General features: G+C 52.4%; 18 protein-coding genes. 10 read left to right on the top strand and 8 right to left on the bottom strand.

Translation table 11 applies throughout. From position 1 onward, the window contains the following. Window positions 1-32: 32 nt before the first annotated feature. The 6 genes from T458_RS45865 (at window position 33) to hutI (ending at window position 6,734) form a co-directional block, all read left to right on the top strand. Window positions 33-1,058 (top strand): diaminopropionate ammonia-lyase, encoded by a 1,026-nt coding sequence (locus tag T458_RS45865; protein ID WP_252989846.1) that lies wholly within the window; start codon window positions 33-35, stop codon window positions 1,056-1,058. Further along, entirely contained in the window at window positions 1,027-1,257 is a 231-nt protein-coding gene (locus tag T458_RS57635; protein ID WP_252989845.1) for a hypothetical protein, read from the top strand. The genes T458_RS45865 and T458_RS57635 overlap by 32 nt, the downstream gene beginning before the upstream one ends. Window positions 1,258-1,445: 188 nt before the next feature. Next, on the top strand, window positions 1,446-2,006 hold the full coding sequence (gene lepB, locus T458_RS45860) for a signal peptidase I (protein ID WP_023557819.1): 561 nt from the start codon (window positions 1,446-1,448) through the stop codon (window positions 2,004-2,006). 98 nt (window positions 2,007-2,104) lie between these two features. Further along, the gene (locus tag T458_RS45855) at window positions 2,105-3,607 is read left to right on the top strand and encodes a helix-turn-helix domain-containing protein (RefSeq protein WP_023557818.1); all 1,503 of its coding nucleotides are present in this window, start codon (window positions 2,105-2,107) and stop codon (window positions 3,605-3,607) included. A 161-nt stretch (window positions 3,608-3,768) separates the two neighbouring features. Further along, complete coding sequence (gene hutU / locus T458_RS45850; RefSeq protein ID WP_023557817.1) at window positions 3,769-5,445, top strand: urocanate hydratase; 1,677 nt, start codon at window positions 3,769-3,771, stop codon at window positions 5,443-5,445. Beyond that, entirely contained in the window at window positions 5,442-6,734 is a 1,293-nt protein-coding gene (gene hutI, locus T458_RS45845) for an imidazolonepropionase (protein ID WP_023557816.1), read from the top strand. Before hutU ends, hutI begins: the two co-directional genes overlap by 4 nt. A 47-nt stretch (window positions 6,735-6,781) precedes the next feature. Here the strand turns inward: hutI and T458_RS45840 are convergent, their stop codons facing one another. The 4 genes from T458_RS45840 to T458_RS45830 all read right to left on the bottom strand — a co-directional run bounded on the left by T458_RS45840 (window position 6,782) and on the right by T458_RS45830 (window position 9,440). Continuing rightward, window positions 6,782-7,087: a hypothetical protein gene (locus T458_RS45840; protein ID WP_023557815.1), complete on the bottom strand. Its 306-nt coding sequence runs from the start codon at window positions 7,085-7,087 to the stop codon at window positions 6,782-6,784. Window positions 7,088-7,124: 37 nt separating this feature from the next. Further along, window positions 7,125-8,243: a deoxyribonuclease IV gene (locus T458_RS45835; protein ID WP_023557814.1), complete on the bottom strand. Its 1,119-nt coding sequence runs from the start codon at window positions 8,241-8,243 to the stop codon at window positions 7,125-7,127. Window positions 8,244-8,351: 108 nt separating this feature from the next. Continuing rightward, on the bottom strand, window positions 8,352-8,522 hold the full coding sequence (locus T458_RS57290; protein ID WP_023557813.1) for a hypothetical protein: 171 nt from the start codon (window positions 8,520-8,522) through the stop codon (window positions 8,352-8,354). 3 nt (window positions 8,523-8,525) lie between these two features. Next, window positions 8,526-9,440 carry a hypothetical protein gene (locus tag T458_RS45830; RefSeq protein ID WP_023557812.1) on the bottom strand — a complete coding sequence of 305 codons (915 nt, stop codon included), beginning with the start codon at window positions 9,438-9,440 and terminating at the stop codon, window positions 8,526-8,528. Between the two features lie 156 nt (window positions 9,441-9,596). On the opposite strand from T458_RS45830, the gene T458_RS45825 reads away from it, so the two are divergent. Next, window positions 9,597-10,235 (top strand): pyridoxamine 5'-phosphate oxidase family protein, encoded by a 639-nt coding sequence (locus tag T458_RS45825; protein WP_031305988.1) that lies wholly within the window; start codon window positions 9,597-9,599, stop codon window positions 10,233-10,235. Between the two features lie 86 nt (window positions 10,236-10,321). After that, window positions 10,322-11,149, top strand: coding sequence for an aldo/keto reductase (locus T458_RS45820; RefSeq protein ID WP_023557810.1), 828 nt, complete (start codon window positions 10,322-10,324; stop codon window positions 11,147-11,149). 51 nt (window positions 11,150-11,200) lie between these two features. Here the strand turns inward: T458_RS45820 and T458_RS45815 are convergent, their stop codons facing one another. After that, window positions 11,201-11,929, bottom strand: a complete 729-nt coding sequence (locus tag T458_RS45815; protein ID WP_023557809.1) for a YheC/YheD family protein — start codon at window positions 11,927-11,929, stop codon at window positions 11,201-11,203. A gap of 218 nt (window positions 11,930-12,147) precedes the next feature. Between T458_RS45815 and T458_RS45810 the strand changes: the two genes are divergently transcribed. Continuing rightward, complete coding sequence (locus tag T458_RS45810) at window positions 12,148-12,891, top strand: IclR family transcriptional regulator (protein ID WP_023557808.1); 744 nt, start codon at window positions 12,148-12,150, stop codon at window positions 12,889-12,891. A 57-nt stretch (window positions 12,892-12,948) separates the two neighbouring features. Here T458_RS45810 and T458_RS45805 read toward each other — a convergent pair whose 3' ends face one another. Both T458_RS45805 and T458_RS45800 read right to left on the bottom strand, forming a co-directional pair. Continuing rightward, a complete protein-coding gene (locus T458_RS45805) occupies window positions 12,949-14,082 on the bottom strand; it encodes a glycosyltransferase family protein (RefSeq protein WP_023557807.1) in 1,134 nt (377 codons plus the stop codon). A gap of 121 nt (window positions 14,083-14,203) precedes the next feature. Further along, window positions 14,204-14,527: a DUF3892 domain-containing protein gene (locus T458_RS45800; protein WP_023557806.1), complete on the bottom strand. Its 324-nt coding sequence runs from the start codon at window positions 14,525-14,527 to the stop codon at window positions 14,204-14,206. A gap of 123 nt (window positions 14,528-14,650) precedes the next feature. On the opposite strand from T458_RS45800, the gene T458_RS45795 reads away from it, so the two are divergent. Next, entirely contained in the window at window positions 14,651-15,565 is a 915-nt protein-coding gene (locus T458_RS45795) for a DMT family transporter (RefSeq protein ID WP_023557805.1), read from the top strand. A gap of 90 nt (window positions 15,566-15,655) precedes the next feature. Here the strand turns inward: T458_RS45795 and acnA are convergent, their stop codons facing one another. Beyond that, the gene (gene acnA, locus T458_RS45790; RefSeq protein WP_023557804.1) at window positions 15,656-18,385 is read right to left on the bottom strand and encodes an aconitate hydratase AcnA; all 2,730 of its coding nucleotides are present in this window, start codon (window positions 18,383-18,385) and stop codon (window positions 15,656-15,658) included. Between the last annotated feature and the right edge of the window lie 33 nt (window positions 18,386-18,418).

Below are 18,418 nucleotides of genomic sequence, written 5' to 3'. Positions count from 1 at the left end.
AGAGAATGAAATGATTAGGGGGAAGAATCGCTATGGTGAAAAAAGAAGCCACTCACGTGCGTTTGAACCCGATGAATCGACGAAACGGAAAGGGAATGAGCATTCCGGAATTTGTATCTCCGAAAGCCGCTTATACCGCCGAAACCTTCCATCGCACCTTTCCCGATTATCAACCGACCCCGCTTGAAGGCTTGCCAGGGTTGGCGACCAAACTCGGAATCCGACAGCTTCTGGTCAAAGACGAATCCCATCGTTTCGGACTTAACGCGTTCAAGGTGCTCGGAGCCTCCTATGCCATTGCACGATATCTTTGTGAAAAGCTTGGGATTCCGATCGAGGAAGCGGATTTCGCCTATTTGCGATCCGAGGAGGTAAAAAGACAACTCGGCGAACTGACCTTCGTCACTGCGACTGATGGGAATCATGGCAGGGCTGTTGCGTGGGCAGCCGCCCAATTGGGGCAAAAAGCCGTCGTCTATCTGCCGAAGGGGAGTGCGTCCCAACGGGTGGAGGCGATTCGCAAGACCGGGGCGCATGCTCATGTCATCAATGGCAACTACGATGAAGCCGTTCGCCTTTCGGATCAGATGGCACGCGAACGAGGCTGGCAGGTCATCCAGGATACGGCTTGGGAGGGATATACCGATATCCCGGCATGGATCATGCAGGGGTATACAACCATGGCGGCAGAAGCCCTTCAGCAAATAGCGGAACAGTTCCCGGGAGAAACCCCGACCCATCTTTTTTTACAGGCGGGGGTCGGCTCCATGGCGGCAGCAGTACTTGGCTATGTGGTCGCCAGGAACCCGTCCCAATATCCGTTTGCGATAATCGTGGAACCGCATGCGGCCGACTGCTTCTACCGCTCCGCAGCAGGAGATGGACGGGCATTGCCCGCGATGGGCGACCTGCGGACGATCATGGCAGGACTCGCTTGCGGCGAGCCGAGTCCGTTGGCGTGGGAGATCCTCCGCGATTATGCAGATGCCTTTGCAAGCTGCCCGGATTCGGTTGCGGCGGAAGGGCATGCGCAGCCTCGGGCTTCCTGTCGGGGATGATCAGGCCATCGTGAGCGGCGAGAGCGGTGCTGTCGGTGTCGGACTGTTGGATATGTTCATGCGGCAAGAGGAGTGGGAGGATTTTCGAAAAACGGCGAAGCTGGACGAGACATCTGTCGTTCTTTGCTTTAGTACGGAGGGCGACACAGACCGGGAGTCCTATGAGCAGATTGTCCGAAGTGACGCGAAGGGCAGATGAACGGATATCTGTTTAATTGGCGTGAGCTTTTGAGGTCCCGACGGAAGAGCCGATCTTTCGCCCTTGCAGGTAGCTTGAGAGAGGCAGTGGAGCCGCATAGCACTGCCTCTTTTTTGTTTCGGCAGCTTTTTGTGGTATGATAGCGTTGAATGGATGAAGGAGCTGTTGGAAAGGAGTGTCGGTCTCGCGTGAAAGAATTTTTTGGATGGGTCCGATCGATCTGTTTTGCTATCGTCCTCGCCCTTGCGCTGGGCATTTTCGTCTTCCAGCCCTACAAGGTGGATGGGCACTCGATGGATCCGACCCTGCAGGATGAACAACGTGTTTTTGTGTCCAAACTATCCCATACCTTTTCGTATCTGCCGGATTACGGCGACATCGTGGTCGTCGACAGCCGGGTGAAACGAAACCGTACCCTGATGGATGATATAACCGGTCATCCTTTAGTCAAAATGATCACGGGGCAACCGGAAGACAAGTCGATGTACATCAAGCGTGTGATCGGCAAACCAGGAGATGTGCTGGAATTTAAAGACCACCAGGTATATCGCAACGGTGTGCCTTTGGAGGAACCATATATCAAGGAAAAGATGGAGTATATGTCCGACCAGGTAGTGACGGTACCCGAAAATCATGTCTTCGTAATGGGTGACAATCGCAATGACAGCACAGATTCACGTGAATTGGGCGCCATTCCGATGAACCATATCATTGGAACGATGATCAACAACCCGTTTTCTTCGCAATAAATGGCGAACGCAAGAGCAAGGGTTTTTCTGCAAGGAAAGCTCTTGCTTCTCTTTCTAACTCATATGTCTGAATATTCTGCGTAAAAGAGGGATGCATTATGCCCAGCATCATGATCGCCGACCGGGACCCCAACGAGCGCGCCGGGATCAACTGGCTGCTCAACAGCTGGGCGATACCCTACGATCAGGTATTTTCGGCGAGTACGGAGATGGAGGCATTCCATACACTGGAAAATAAAACACCTGACGTCATCTGTCTGGAACTGGACATGATCGCCAGAACCAGTTGGGACAGACTCAAGGTGCTGATTGAACAGTATCGCCCCATCGTATTGGTAATGACAGCGGAAGCCACTTTCGAAAAAGCGATGCTCGGGATCGAACTGCATGCCCGTGACCTCTGGCTGAAGCCGCTGATGCCGCAGACGATCAGGCGGGTATTGACCCGCTGTTGTCAGGAATGCAAAAAGAAGGGACGAGAAAGGTCCTGTACAGGTGCCGCCGAAACAGACGCGGAGATAACCCACGCTTCTTACCGAGAATTGTTTGCTCCTGATGGAGGAGGGAAAGCAGCTGGTCCCCTGATGCTTGCCCAATTGGAGGATCCGAGCCAGCATCCCGAACTGCTCGCGTTTCTTCACGCATATCCCTTTCACGAGAAGCCAGCCATTCTGCCGCTGCCTGACGTGATCGCCCTCGTCTTTGCAAGCCGGGAAGCAGCGACATCCGTATCGATGCCGCAGCTGGGCAAGCGGCTGTTGAGCGAGTGGGAAGCAAGTCACCTTACCCCGTTATCGCTGGTTATTCATCATGGTCAGACACCTTCAAAGAGCTTGCACGAAAAATGGGAGGAAGCCAGCCAAGCCCTGCAACTGCGCTTCTTTATCGGCTATCGGCAGGTGTACGTCATCGAGGATCCCATCACATGGTCGTCCATCGATCCTCTTCTGACTCCAGCCGAACAGCGAACGTGGATCGACATGCTCTTGGAAGGCAACAGGGACGCGGTCAAGATGTGGATGTACGCTCAGTTTACCAATCTGAGAGAGCCTTACCCGGAGCCTGGACTATTGCGGATACGGCTGACCAGCATCCTTGCACAAGTGAGACGTTATATGAAGTCGCAGGGACTCGATGCCGCTCCGCTTGAACAGGAGTACCACCGGATATTTGAGACTGTCCTGTACGCCCCTATTCTCTACCGCGTGATTCAGGAGATGCTCCTCTACATATTTGCGCTTATGGATGCGGTGCAAAGCAAAGAAAACACAGGGCGCGTAGATGTCGTGGAGCTGGCGATCCGCTATATGGAAGGGAAGTACAACGATCCCGATCTTCGGCTCGAAGAAGTAGCCCGGCATGTGGACCGCAGCCCGGCTTATTTCAGTACCTTGGTCAGCAGCAGTTTGGGCATCTCTTTTCGCCAGCTTTTAAACAACATGCGCCTGAAGGAAGCGCAGCAGCTTATCACGGAAACCTCTCTGCCAATCCGGGAGATCGCGGTTCGAAGCGGCTTTTCCAACGCGAACTACTTCAGCAAGGTGTTCAAGGAAAAGCTGGGCATCACGCCGCGCGTATACCGAAATCGAAAGAAAAGCTAAGAATCGAAAAAAAAGACAGTTTTCCCTTCTTATCTCCCGGATGGGAGGAGAGGGAGCGAAAGAAAAAGGCACCAAATCAAAAGGCTGGTGCCTTTTTTGCGTTTTCCTGCCTTTTTATACTGAGAAAGAGAATGCAGAAAGTAGAAAGCAGGTGGATGAGGATGGCGGTTACACAAACAATCGAGCAGTTGATTCAGCAGTTCTCGGGTACGAAGCTGCATGCCAAAGGCTGGGTGCAGGAGGCTGCGCTGCGGATGCTTCTGAACAATCTGAATCCGCAGGTAGCAGAGCGGACAGAGGATCTGGTGGTATATGGAGGGATCGGCAAGGCCGCGCGCAATTGGGAAAGCTTTGAGGCGATTGTCAGAACGCTGCAGCAGCTTGCGGACGATGAGACCTTGCTGATCCAATCCGGCAAGCCTGTAGCAGTGTTTCGGACGCATCGCGACGCACCGCGCGTCTTGTTGGCCAACTCCAATCTGGTTCCTGCGTGGGCCAGCTGGGAGCATTTTCACGAGCTGGACCAAAAAGGGCTGATGATGTACGGACAAATGACAGCGGGAAGCTGGATCTACATCGGCAGCCAAGGGATCGTGCAGGGCACGTACGAGACGTTTGCCGAATGCGCGCGCCAGCATTTTGGCGGAACGCTGGAAGGTACGATCACTGTCACTGCTGGACTGGGAGGCATGGGTGCAGCACAACCGCTGGCGGTCTCGCTCAACGGCGGCGTCAGCATCAACATCGAGATCGATCCGGCTCGGATCCAGCGCAGACTGGACACCAAGTACCTCGATGTCATGACCCGCGATCTGGATGAGGCGATCCATCTTGCCCAGCAGATGAAGGCCGAGAAAAAAGGAGTCTCCATCGGACTGGTGGGCAATGCGCCGGAAGTGTTGCGCGAGATGCTGGATCGCGGCTTTATTCCCGATGTGCTGACTGACCAAACCTCAGCTCATGATCCCCTCAATGGGTATATTCCCATGGGGATGTCCTTGGCAGAAGCGGAAGCACTGCGTCTTCAGTCGCCAGATGTGTATGTGGCCCGGTCCAAAGAAAGCATTGCGGTACATGTCCGTGCGATGCTCGCCATGCAGGAGCAAGGAGCTGTTACCTTCGATTATGGCAACAACATCCGTCAGGTGGCAAAGGATCAGGGGGTAGAGGAGGCGTTTCGCTTTCCCGGCTTTGTCCCCGCTTATATCCGGCCGCAATTTTGCTTGGGAAAAGGGCCGTTTCGCTGGGTAGCACTCTCAGGCGACCCGGAGGACATCTACAAGACAGACGAGGTCATTCTGCGTGAATTTGCTGCCAATACGCATCTTTGCCGCTGGATACGCATGGCACAGGAACGCATCTCGTTTCAAGGCTTGCCGTCGCGCATCTGCTGGCTGGGCTACGGCGAGCGGGCACGCTTCGGGCAGATCATCAACGAGATGGTGGGACGCGGTGAGTTGAAAGCCCCGATCGTAATCGGGCGGGATCATCTGGATTCCGGCTCTGTCGCTTCGCCCAATCGGGAAACGGAAGCGATGAAGGATGGAAGTGATGCCGTAGCGGACTGGCCGATCCTGAATGCGCTGGTCAATGCGGTTGGCGGGGCAAGTTGGGTATCGGTGCATCACGGTGGCGGCGTCGGCATGGGCTACTCGCTTCATGCCGGTATGGTCATCGTGGCAGACGGAACGCCGGAAGCAGCTCTGCGTCTGGAACGTGTGCTGACGACAGATCCGGGGATGGGGATTGTCCGCCACGCAGACGCCGGTTACGAGCTGGCACAGCAGACAGCCAGGGAAAAAGGCGTGCGCATCCCGATGATGGGGGAATGGATATGAGACACCAGCCGATATGGATTCGCCATGCGCAGCAGCTTGTCACGCTGGCGGGGACATCAGACGCGCCAGTGACCGGAGAACGGATGAATCAGTTGGCGATCATCGAGGATGGCAGCGTCTGGCTGGAGGACGGCAAAATCATGCGCGTCGGAACAGATGCCCAGCTCGCGGCAGAGTATGGACAGCGCAGCGGCGAGGCACTGGTCATCGACGCTTCCGGGAAGCTGGTCACCCCAGGACTGATCGATCCCCATACCCATCTGGTTCACGTTGGAAGCAGGCAGAACGAATTCAATATGAGGCTTAACGGCGCTACCTACATGGAGATCATGAACAGCGGCGGAGGCATTCATGCGACGACCAGGGCGACCCGCGAGGCATCGGCAGAACAGCTGTTTACAGAGAGCAAAAAACGGCTCGACCAGTTTTTGCTGCATGGAGTCACAACCGTCGAGGCGAAAAGCGGCTATGGCATGTCGTTGGATGTGGAGATCAAACAGTTGGAAGTGGCGAAGCTCCTGGATGAAAAGCATCCGGCCGATGTCGTCAGCACGTTTATGGGCGCACATGCTGTCCCGCTGGAATATCGGGAACGCCCGGATGATTTCGTCGATCTTTTGATCCGGGAGATGATCCCGGAGGTAGCGCGCCGTCAGTTGGCTGAGTTCAACGATGTCTTCTGCGAGCGCGGGGTGTTTACGCCTGAGCAGTCGAGACGCATCTTGGAGGCTGGCCGCCAGCATGGTCTTTTGCCCAAAATTCACGCCGACGAGATCGAGCCGTATCAAGGGGCGGAGCTTTCAGCCGAGATCGGGGCCGTCTCTGCCGACCATCTCTTGCGGGCGTCCGAGCGCGGCATCCAGATGATGGCAGACGCAGGTGTGATCGCTGTGCTTCTGCCTGGAACTGCCTTTTTCCTGATGGCGGAGTCTGCCAATGGTCGAAGAATGATCGACGCCGGAGTAGCGGTTGCCCTATCGACGGACTGCAATCCCGGTTCTTCTCCTACCGTCTCCATGCCCCTGATCATGAATCTCGGCTGTCTGAAGATGGGGATGACCCCTGCTGAGGTGCTGACGGCAGCGACGATCAATGCCGCACATGCGATTCGCCGCGGTGATCAGATCGGCAGCATTGAGCCGGGGAAGCAGGCGGACATCACGATATTCGATGTGCCGGATTTCATGACCCTCCAGTACCGTTACGGGGTGAATCACGTCCATACGGTGTTGAAAAAAGGCAGGGTCGTCGTCTCGGAGGGGAGCTTGCAGCCGCTTCGGGATTCATGAAGAAAAGCCGTCTCCCTTGCTTGAAGGGGGACGGCTTTTCCATATGTTTAAAATGTAAAGCCAAAGGTGATATTCTGTTCGCCATACAGCTTTTCCATCCGGTGTTTGGTGCGCCTATTTTGCAGCCAGCATTCATTGCACGGCGTGTATTCCGGTTCGTATTCATCGATGATGATCCAGATGTCATCCTCATCATCCTGCCCATTTGCTATCTCGCGGACATAATGGTCGACGATTTGCTTGAAAATGGATTCGTGATGGACAGGAGCAAGGATGATGTAAAGATTCTCCGTATGGTATCTCCAATTGACCTGATTCGGGTCAAATTCATAACCGCAGGATGTACAAGCCATTTGATTGCCGCCTCCTACCCAAGGGGAGGGCATTGTCTTACGTGAAAGCAGGAAAGGCAAAATAGCCAGTCAAGCGATGGTTGATCTGTTCTTCCGAAAGATCAGGGAACAGTCTGGCTTCTTTCACCATATCGTACAGACGCTCCATCGGCTCGCGGCCATCTGCTTTCTTCGCCTTCGGGTCGTTCTTGAGCAGCTCCCAGACTCCTACGACATAGTCGCGTCTGGACACATCCTGCTTGCGGAAGAAGAAGTCCAGGCGTTCCACATGATCGAGGAATTCTTCGCCAAATCTGCCTTCCACCTCGCCGCGCAAGAGGGCGATTTCTGCTTCGTACATGGGACGTTCCTTGCCTTTTTCTTTCCCGATCCAAGGCGTTTCCAGCACCAGCGGCAAATGGCGGATTTTCTCATGATTCACGATGTAGTTCATCGCATCAAACCCGATGAGTCCGGCACCAATCGGAGCGTGGCGGTCTTTGCCTGCACCACGGAAGTTTTTGCTGTCATTCAAGTGGACGACAGCCAGACGGTCCAGGCCGATGATGCGGTCAAACTGTTCGAGTACGCCATCGAAATCGTTCACGATATCATAGCCGGCATCGTGAATGTGGCACGTGTCCATGCAGACGGACAGCTTGCTGTTGTCGTCCACTTTTTCGATAATGGCGGCTATTTCCTCGAAGCTGCGACCGATCTCGGTTCCTTTTCCAGCCATGGTCTCCAACGCGATTTTCACATCAGTGTGCTTGACCCCTGCAAGTACCTCGTTTAATCCTTCGGCGATGCGGGCAATTCCGTATTCTGCATCCTTGTCCGTGTAAGCGCCTGGGTGAAGCACGATATTCTTGACGCCGATGTAGTCGGTTCGCTTGATTTCTTCCTGCAGGAACCGGACTGCCAGCTCAAAGGTATCGTCCTTGTACGACCCCAGATTGATAATGTACGGGGCATGTACCACAATTTCATCGACGCCCATCTTGGCCATGACTTCTTTGCCTTCGGTGATAAATTGATCCTCAATGGGCTTGCGGCGGGGATTCTGCGGGGCACCCGTATAAATCATAAACGTAGTCGAGCCGTAGGTGGCAGCCTCTTCGGCAGCATTCAGCAAGCCTTTGCCGGAGAACGATACGTGCGATCCTATTTTGAGCATAGGGCGGAAACCTCCTTATCATGACTATACTTAAAAATAGCGCAAGACGTCCGATTCGTCCAATCTGGAGCGTTAGGTATCAAAAAAGGAATCGGCATCCACTCTCACTCACGGATCCTTTTTGGGAAACTTCACCCAGATGACAATCATAAAAGTAGCAATGGGGCCAAGCAAAAGGGAGAGGAGAAACCATAGCAGCCCGCTTTCATTCTTTCCCTGGGCCAAGCCGGCATTAATCAGGGCTAACGTTCCCCAACCGACTGCATATCCACCTTCCATTACCTACACATCCTTTTCTGCATATTCATCTTTATTTAGCAGCGCATCAAAAAAGTAATCGATATCCTCACAACTGGTTGAACTGGTATAGCCGGAAGTGTTTTCAGAAGTCGTTCCCATACTGCAAGCGCTGATGATATATCCTTCGACGGGGAGTTCCTCGTTTGTAATCTCTCTGATCTCTTTTCCCATAATCAAAAGCTTTTTCCGATCTTCAATAGCATATTTGTCTTTTTCTCCGTCACTGTTCAAGATTATCCGGTCAAAGGATTGTTCGGGAGACAAGTTGCGGGCCTGAATCTCATCAAAAACCTCAAAAAATCTCGAGGCAAATACTTTGCGCTCATATTGCATCCATTTTCTGGCAACTTTGCGGCGCTTAACAGTATACGTCTGTGTCTCGGATGAATAATCGATGCCATAACGGATGAATTCGTTATCTGATTGGCCGACCACATAATAAGAGAGCCTGATGATCTCGCCGTCTTTTTCATATTCCGCTCGAAACCTCTCCAAGCGGGCATTCTCATCGATGTCCAATTGATCACGAATGGTGGACCAGTCTTGTAAAAAGGATATCTGATACATATTTGCGCTTGAGGCTGCAATGTCACGTGGGCGCTCATACCAATACTCCTGTACTGCTGGAATGATCAATTGCAGTACAAAAAAGGCCAAACCCAGGTAAGCGGAATAGTGCTTCGCTGTTCGATTCGCAATGGGCCGGAAAAAGAAGAGAAAGACTAAAAAGCCTAAGGGAACAGGAAATTCGTTCATGCGAAAAGTAAACGAGCCCAATAGGTAATATCCGATGATTTTTAATCCAAGGTTTGTTTCGTTTTCTTCGCGTTTTTTATAGATATAGACAAGCATGACAATGAGAACGATGGATGCAAGGATATTGATGAACATGCTCATTTGGCAACGCGCCACCTTCATGTGTTTGTAATCTTGATTATTGCAAGGAATAGGTAAACATTACCATTTTTTCGCGGAGAGTGAAAGGAAAACATGTCTTTCCTGTGCTATGATGGTCACAGACAAGAAAAAAGCAAAGACAAAGAGGTGTTGAGGATGCAGGGATTCGGAGTATTTCGGGATGTAGTAACGGAGCAGACGGTGTTGAGGGAGATGTTCGGAGAGCCGAGTCGCGTGGTGCAGAACAAAAGCATTGATCACCTGGATGAACATTGCCGTGACTTTATTGCAAAATCACCATTTCTGGTCATTGCGACCTCTGACGAAGCAGGCAGATGCGACGCTTCCCCGCGCGGAGATGCTCCGGGCTTTGTACATATCGTCGATGATCGCCATCTGGTCATCCCGGAGCGGCCAGGCAACAAACGTATGGATTCGCTTCGCAACATTCTGGCAAATTCCCAGATTGGTCTGATTTTCCTGATTCCGACCTTGCAGGAGACGCTTCGCATCAACGGACGTGCTTGTGTCATCCGGGATGAGGAGATTCTGGAGAAGATGGCGGTGAACGAAAAACGGCCGCTCGTCGGCATCGGCGTGAAGGTAGAGGAGTGTTATATGCACTGTGCGAAGTCGTTTATGCGTTCGGGATTGTGGAATCCGGAAACCTGGCCTACGAAGGAGAACGTACCCAACGCAGCGCAAATTCTGGCAGATCACATCAAGCTGCCGGACTTGACAGTGAAGGAAGTGGCAGAGGGGCTTATGGACAGCTATAAAAACCGCTTGTACTAATGTGCTGGTCAGCTTTTCCTGTCCCCTCGTGTATGCTACACTGACATCGACAACATCCCAATTCTACGCTGAATGGAGGAGATCGTATGACAACAAAGCTCACAGATCGCACAGAACTGAACAATGGAGTCAAAATGCCATGGCTTGGCCTTGGGGTTTATCTGGTAAAAGAGGGCGACGAAGTAAAAAATGCCGTCCGTTCGGCGATTGAAGCCGGCTATGAAAGCATCGATACAGCCGCTATCTACAAAAATGAAGAGGGCGTAGGTGAAGCGATTCGCGAGTCAGGGATTGCACGCGACAAGCTCTTCTTGACAACCAAGGTGTGGAATTCGGATCAAGGCTATGAGTCGACACTTGCCGCCTTCAATACAAGCGTGAAAAAGCTCGGTGTAGACACGCTGGACCTGTACCTGATCCACTGGCCGGTGAAAGACAAATTTACCGAGACGTGGAGAGCATTGGAGAAGCTGTACAAGGATGGCTATGTACGTGCGATTGGCGTAAGCAATTTCCACGTTCACCATCTGGAGGAGCTTCGCAAGGTCAGTGAAATCGTTCCTGCTGTCAATCAGGTCGAGTTCCATCCGCTGCTGACACAACGAGATCTGCTTACATACTGCCGTGATCACAAGATCCAGATGGAGGCTTGGAGTCCGTTGATGCAGGGGAATCTCGATCATCCATTGCTGACTGAACTGGCTCAGAAATACGGCAAATCTCCTGCCCAAATCGTGATTCGTTGGGACCTGGACCAAAAAGTGGTGACGATCCCGAAATCCATCACGCCTGAGCGTATTCGCCAAAATGCAGACGTGTTTGATTTTACCTTGGAACCACAAGATGTGGAGCGGCTTGCGGCACTAAATGAAAATAAACGTTTTGGGCCAGATCCAGACAATTTCAATTTTTAATCATGCACCAGAAAAGCAGTCTCTCCATGCGTGGGAGGACTGCTTTTCTTTCTATGTTCTATAAGAGCGAATCGTATGGTACATGCTCTTGTCACGCAGTTTGGCAAACAGCGTAATATCCGGACGCAGATTGGCTTCGATAATCCAGACCTTTCCTTTTGCATCGATGCCCATGTCAAAGCCAAAAACGCGCTGGGCAGTATAATAGGAGGATAGGCTTCTGGCAGCAAGCAGGGCAATTCGGCGCAGACGATTGATTACGGCAGAGGAAGAGTTGGGGATATTGGAGCGCGCAATCGCCGTGGATAACGGCAGGACATAGCCCCCGCTGCGCTTGACATTGGTGATGATATATCCCTTGCCAGCCACTTTTGCCAGCATTCCCGTCACCTTCCAATCAGAACCGTTTCTTTTTTGTACCATGACACGGACATCGAAGGGACGTCCGCCGACCTTTGCCAGCGAGATTCTTTTCTGGATCAGATAACGGGTTCCGAGCTTCCTGCGTACATAGCGGTAGGTGCTTTGTTTGCCGCGAATGGTCTTTCGCTTGGCACCTCGCTGCACCAGATACGCATTCTTTTTCTTCTGCTTGATCATAATGACGCCGGCACCGCCGCTCCCCGAGGCAGGTTTGGCGATCACCTTGGAATAGCGTGAGAGAAAAGAAAGAAAACTGCGGCGGGAGAACAGGCTAGTGCGGGGCAGGGCCCCGGAAAGCGAGGCACGGGCACGCATGATTTTAAGCTTGGTCCATTTCGATTCACTTTTTTTACCCAAGTCGAAATCAACCCCAATCCTTGTTTAGATGCACTTCTCCTAATGTATGTACGGACCGGTATGTCGCTTGTAGAGGTGTCCAATTGGGAAAAAATAGATAGAAGAAGTTGGTCGCTGCAATCTCTTCTTTACTCCTGTGCAAATTTTCGTATACTGAAAAGTAGCCATTCGTTTCATTAGGTGAAACTTACCGCAACAAAAGGAAGCAGGTGTAACAGATGGAAGAACCAAAAGCAAACGTGCGTGCCGTCGAGCGGGCATTGGAGATTCTGCTTTGCTTTACGGATTCGACAGACTTGGGGTTAAGTGAGATCGCGACCCGTCTATCCTTGCACAAAAGTACCGTGCATCGTTTGCTGGCAACACTCGAAAACAAAGGATTTTTAATTCGTGATGTGCAGACAGAAAAGTACCGATTGGGCTTTCGGGTATGGGAATTGTCTGCCAATCTCACCCATAATGATGATCCGGCTACGATGCTCCTGCCGGAAATGGAACGATTGCGCGACCTGGTTGAGGAGACGATCAGCCTGTACGTGCGCGATGGCTATGAACGAATCCGCATTCAGGCTGTGCAGAGCAAGCAGGCTATTCGCAGGGTTGCTCCGGTAGGGGCCAGGATGCCATTGACGGTCGGAGCTTCCAGCAAGGTGCTGGTTGCCCATGACGACCCGATGGTCACGGCTGAAATCCTCAATGGATTGGAATGGCCAGATTATGTAGATCGGGATTCCTATGAAGAACAACTGGAACAAATCCGCCAGTTGGGCTACGCGACCAGTGTGGAGGAAAGGGAACTGGGAACCGCTGCCGTAGCGGCACCGATCTTCAACCGCAACGGTCAACTCGTCGCTGCGATTGCCGCATCTGGCCCGTCCAACCGGTTGACTCAAGAGAAGATGAAGCAGTACGCTCCTTATATCCTGGAGGCAGCATATCGAATGGGGAAAATGATGAGATAAGAAAGAAGCCAACACTGACAAGGCGATCGATGCCAGTGATGGCTTTTTTGGTTTTCTTTATTTCTTTGTTCCCAACCTGTATTCCCGATGCAGGGCGTCCCATAGAGGCTCTACCGCATTTTCTGCGAGAAAACGCTTGCCTCGCTCCTTTACATATTGACTCATCTCCTCGTAGTAATGAGGATCGCAAAGCCGCAGGTATTTTTCCCGGATATCAAATGCGTATTCAACGAACAGCGGGTAGTCTTCTCCCAGCAATGCAAGATTGCCGACTGTGCGCGTAGTCAGGACGGGGACACCGAGCGCCATGTACTCCAAGATGCGGGATAAGTATGAATGAGAGGGGTTCTGATCGCTGGTCCGGTCGTAAAGAAGCGCGAGACCGATCCCGCTGTCCACGATCATCTCTTTGGTTTTCCACATTGATTTTTGCCCGTGGTCAGAGACTCCGGGCATGCGCAGCAATTGCTCGGCGCGTTTTCTGTACGTCCCGACGATCGACGGGTAGAGCACACGCAGACGCGCCTTGGGGGAATGTTTGCGGATGAGTTGGATGGCTTTTGCGGCGACGGCCAGTCCATAGCGCGGTCGGATTACCCCTGCCATGATCAGATGAAGCGGCTTATCCGCCTGGCGCATCTTCAGGGGGTGACGGCTCGGCTCGACGAACTGGGGCAAGACCTGGATTTTACGGGTTAACTCCTGCTCCGAGTAGCTTCCCTTGTTTAGCTGGTAGCGGCGATAGCGCTCCGCATTGGGCTCCGTCTGGAAAAATACCATCCGACTGTTGCGGAAGAGATAATCGGTCCGCCCCATGATGTACGGATCCTGCAGATTGTATTGAGTGGCTAAATACAGCAGTTTTTGCGACAGTGATTCCTTATGCTGCAGCAGCTTGTGGGCGTCATTGCGGCCGCGCACAAAAATGAAGTCATACTTGTTTTTTCGGTCGAGCAAGAGGATGGTTTGGGTCGGATCATCCGATTGGTGGAAGCGGATATGCGAAAAGTGGAATCCGCCGGTTCCGTTGCGAAACGAAAAGGGAAGAACGCAGTCGAAAGCGTAACGCTTCCGTTCACGGCTGTTGAGCTGCGCTAATTTTCGATCGAGCGCTCGCAGCATGATGAAGAACTGCAGGACATTTCCCTTGGGCTTGAACTCGATGAGATTGCAATAAAAACAGATTCTCACGTGATTCTCTCCTTCACAGGGCTCTTCACCATGATATGGGAGAGGGGGGAGAGGAGTGAGGAAAACAAAAAGCAGGCGTCTCTTCGGAAAAGAGCACCTGCTTTTCTTAGGTCTACTGAAACTAAAATTCCGGCAAATTGTCCAAGTTGTTTTCTTTGATCCCGTCTGGTTCGCTGCGCAAAATATCACGCCCGTATTTGTGAAACACATCGACGTGGGCGAGATTTCCCGCTTTCGCTTCCTGCAGGGCTGTGACGTAATCCAGCTGGCGTCCGCTCTCCGTTTGAAAGGCGATCAGATCGCCATCCTCGTTCTTGCGCACGGCGACGATCCGTTCCTGACCGGGGCTTGCTTGATCCTCAATCATTCCTTGTTCTACGACTGCTCTGCGCTCGCCATCGGTTTTATAAGCCTCGTAAATCTTTTCGAAATCCTGTCGATCCATTTCAATCCCTCCTCCGTGATAGGGTGGCTTCTCTTTACAGTGGCCATTCGCTTCGAGTAAAGTTGGAATATTAATGAAAATAGGATAGGACAAGCGTCGGGGAAGCGGGAAGGAGTGGAACGGTTGGGGAAACACCGTGCCTGGTGGCTATTATTTTTCTGCAATCTGTTTTGGGCAGGGAATTTTGTGTTTGGCAAATACGTCGTGACCGTGTTGAGTCCGCTGTGGCTCACCTTTGCGCGGTGGGTGCTGGCGTTGATCGTCTTGATCCCGTTGGCCATCCTGATGGAGAAGCCGGACGCAAAGCAGGTGGCCAGGCAATGGCTGCCGCTGCTGCTCATGGGGCTTTTCGGAGTAATTGGCTACAATCTGTTTTTGTACTCGGCGCTGGAATACACGTCGGCGACGAACGCGGCTTTAGTGGCTGCCCTCAATCCGGGTGTCATCGTGCTGTTCTCCTTTTTCTTGCTGCGCGAAAAGATCACAGGCTTGCAGGGAGTCGGGTTTTTGGTCTCTTTGCTCGGAGTGATCGTCGTATTGACGAGGGGAAATCTCGGGCAGCTCCTGCATATGGAGTACAATCGTGGAGATCTTCTGGCGATCGGGGCAGTCCTGGTCTGGACGTTTTATTCCATTATCGGACGAAGGGTAAAAGGAGTGGCACCCATTACCGCGACAGCGTCCTCTACGGTACTTGCCGTCCTGATGATGCTTCCGTTTGCTATCTGGCAGGGCGTAGACTTGACAGCGATGCAGCCGCTTGCGATCACAGGCTTCTTCTATATCGTGTTGTTTCCGTCAATCTTCTCCTTCGTCTTCTGGAATACGTCGGTTCGTGCTCTGGGAGCCAACAAAGCCGGGATTACCCTCAATCTGATTCCCGTCTTTACCGCCATCATCAGTGTCTTGCTGGGAGAGAGCATCACCGCTTCGCAAATCTGGGGAGGTCTGCTGGTCTTCCTGGGAGTTACGGTTGCATCGGGGATTGTCGGCGGTAAAAGAAAGAGCAGTGTGAGCGTCGAGCAGATCGAAAAATGAACAAGCAAAAGAGGCAGGTCATCGCATATGCGATGCCTGCCTCTTTTATATGGGTGGGTGCTGTATCAGACGTATTTGAAAAACTAGATTTTACGCGTTTACCTTTTGTCCTTCGTCCAACAGTTGACGCAGGACGGTTTGCAGGATACCGCCATTGCGGTAGTAATCGACGTCTACCATGGAGTCGAGACGAACGATTACGTCGAATTGCAGTGTGCTGCCGTCTTTGCGTGTAGCTGTTACGGTTACGCGCTGTCCTGGTTGTACATCGTCAGACAGACCTTCGATGCTGAAGGATTCAGTTCCGTCGATGCCGAGGGACTTCCAGCTTTGGCCGTCAGCGAATTGGAGCGGCAGTACGCCCATACCGACCAGGTTGGAACGGTGGATGCGCTCAAAGCTCTCAGCGATAACAGCTTTGATGCCCAAGAGGAAGGTACCTTTTGCTGCCCAGTCACGGGAAGAACCAGTACCGTACTCTTTACCTGCGAGCACCACGAGTGGAGTACCGTCTGCTTGATATTTCATGCAAGCATCGTAGATGGACATGACTTCACCGGTTGGCAGGTATTTGGTTACGCCGCCTTCTGTTCCTGGAGCCACTTGGTTGCGGATGCGGATGTTGGCGAATGTACCGCGCATCATGACATCATGACTACCGCGACGAGCGCCGTAGGAGTTGAAGTCTTTGCGTTCTACGCCTTTGGATTGCAGGTAGAGACCTGCAGGGCTTGTTGGCGCAATGTTACCTGCTGGAGAGATGTGGTCTGTCGTTACGGAATCACCGAACAGAGCGATTGGGCTTGCTGTCTTGATGTCCGCGATATGACCTACATCACCTTGCAGGTTTTGGAAGAATGGAGGCTCCTGGATGTAGGTGGAGTTTTCATCCCACTCGTACAGATCGCCAGTTGGAACGTCGATTTTGTTCCATGCTTCGTTTTGTGTGAAGACTTGACCGTACTCAGCGCGGAACAGAGCTGGGTTCATCGCTTTGTCCATCGCAGCTGCGATTTCTTCAGGAGTTGGCCAGATGTCTTTCAGGTAAACAGGTTTACCGTCTTTGTCTTCGCCAAGCGGCTCGTTTTGCAGATCGATGTTTACAGTACCAGCCAGGGCATAGGCGATAACCAATGGAGGAGAAGCAAGGTAGTTCGCTTTTACCTGGGCATGGATACGGCCTTCGAAGTTGCGGTTACCGGAGAGAACGGCTGCTACAGTCAGATCTTCGTCCGCAATTGCTTTGCTTGTAACTTCTGGCAATGGACCGGAGTTACCGATGCAAGTGGTGCAACCATAACCGACTACGTTGAAGCCGAGGGCATCCAGGGATTCCATCAGACCTGCGTCGATCAGGTATTGGGTTACGACACGGGAACCTGGAGCCAGGGAGCTTTTCACGAAAGCAGGCTTTTTCAGGCCTTTTTCCACTGCTTTTTTCGCCAGGATACCAGCGCCCAGCATAACGCTTGGGTTTGATGTATTGGTACAGGAAGTAATCGCTGCAATTACTACAGAACCGGTTTTCAGCGTAGCTTTTTCGCCGTTTGGATAGACGACAGGAGCTTCCGCTGCAATTTTCTCATCGGAGAGGCCAAAGCCGCCTTTTTCGATTGGCGTACGGAGGCTGTCGTTGAAGCTTTGCTTCATCGCAGTCAGCTCTACGCGGTCTTGCGGGCGTTTTGGACCAGCCAAGCTAGGTACGACAGTGGACAGATCCAGTTCCAGTGTTTCGGAGAATACTGGGTCTGGCGTATCGTCGGTACGGAAGAGGCCTTGTTCTTTGGTGTATGCTTCTACCAGGGAGATCAGGTCTTCTTCGCGGCCTGTTTGGCGCAGATAGTTGAGAGTTTCCGCATCTACTGGGAAGAAGCCCATAGTTGCGCCGTACTCAGGTGCCATGTTGGCTACAGTCGCGCGGTCAGCCAGCGAGATGTTGGACAGGCCAGGACCGTAGAATTCTACAAATTTCCCGACTACGCCTTTTTTGCGCAGCATTTGGGTTACAGTCAGAGCCAGGTCAGTTGCAGTAGCACCAGGGCTCAGAGTGCCAGTCAGTTTGAAACCAACTACTTCAGGTGTTACGAAATAGAGTGGTTGACCGAGCATTCCTGCTTCAGCCTCGATACCGCCGACACCCCAGCCGAGTACGCCAAGACCGTTGATCATGGTGGTGTGGGAGTCAGTACCTACGAGGGAATCAGGGAATGCGACCAGTTCGCCGTCTACTTCGCGAGTAGCGACTACAGTTGCCAGATACTCCAGGTTTACCTGGTGAACGATACCAGTAGCAGGAGGAACGGCACGGAAGTTGTCAAACGCAGTTTGCGCCCAGCGCAGGAAGCGGTAGCGCTCTTGGTTGCGTTCGAATTCCAGCTTCATATTGTTTTCCAACGCCAATGGGTTGCCGAAGTCGTCAACCATGACGGAGTGGTCGATTACCAGATCTACAGGAACCAGCGGATTGATTCGTTTTGGATCTCCGCCAGCACGTTTCATCGCAATGCGCATTGCTGCCAAGTCAACGACAGCCGGCACACCGGTGAAGTCTTGCAGAACGATGCGTGCAGGAGCGAGAGGTACTTCTTGGTTAGCGTCGCGGCCTTTTGTCCAGTTGGCCAGTTGTTGCACATGCTCCTTGGTAATCGCGCGGCCGTCGAATTGACGAACGGCTGCCTCGAGCAGAACTTTAATGGAGAACGGCAGCTTGGAAACTTCTCCAACGCCTTGTTCTTCCAACCCTTGCAGGCGATAGTATGCAATAGATTTGCCGCCTACTTGAAGGGAAGATTTCACTTTGTAAGCATCTTTGTTAGACAATGTATACAACCTCCCTTGGTCAACTTGGGGTTT

The sequence above is a fragment of the Brevibacillus panacihumi W25 genome, assembly GCF_000503775.1.
Lineage (GTDB): Bacteria > Bacillota > Bacilli > Brevibacillales > Brevibacillaceae > Brevibacillus > Brevibacillus panacihumi_A.
This window is presented reverse-complemented; position numbering and strand designations above follow the sequence as displayed.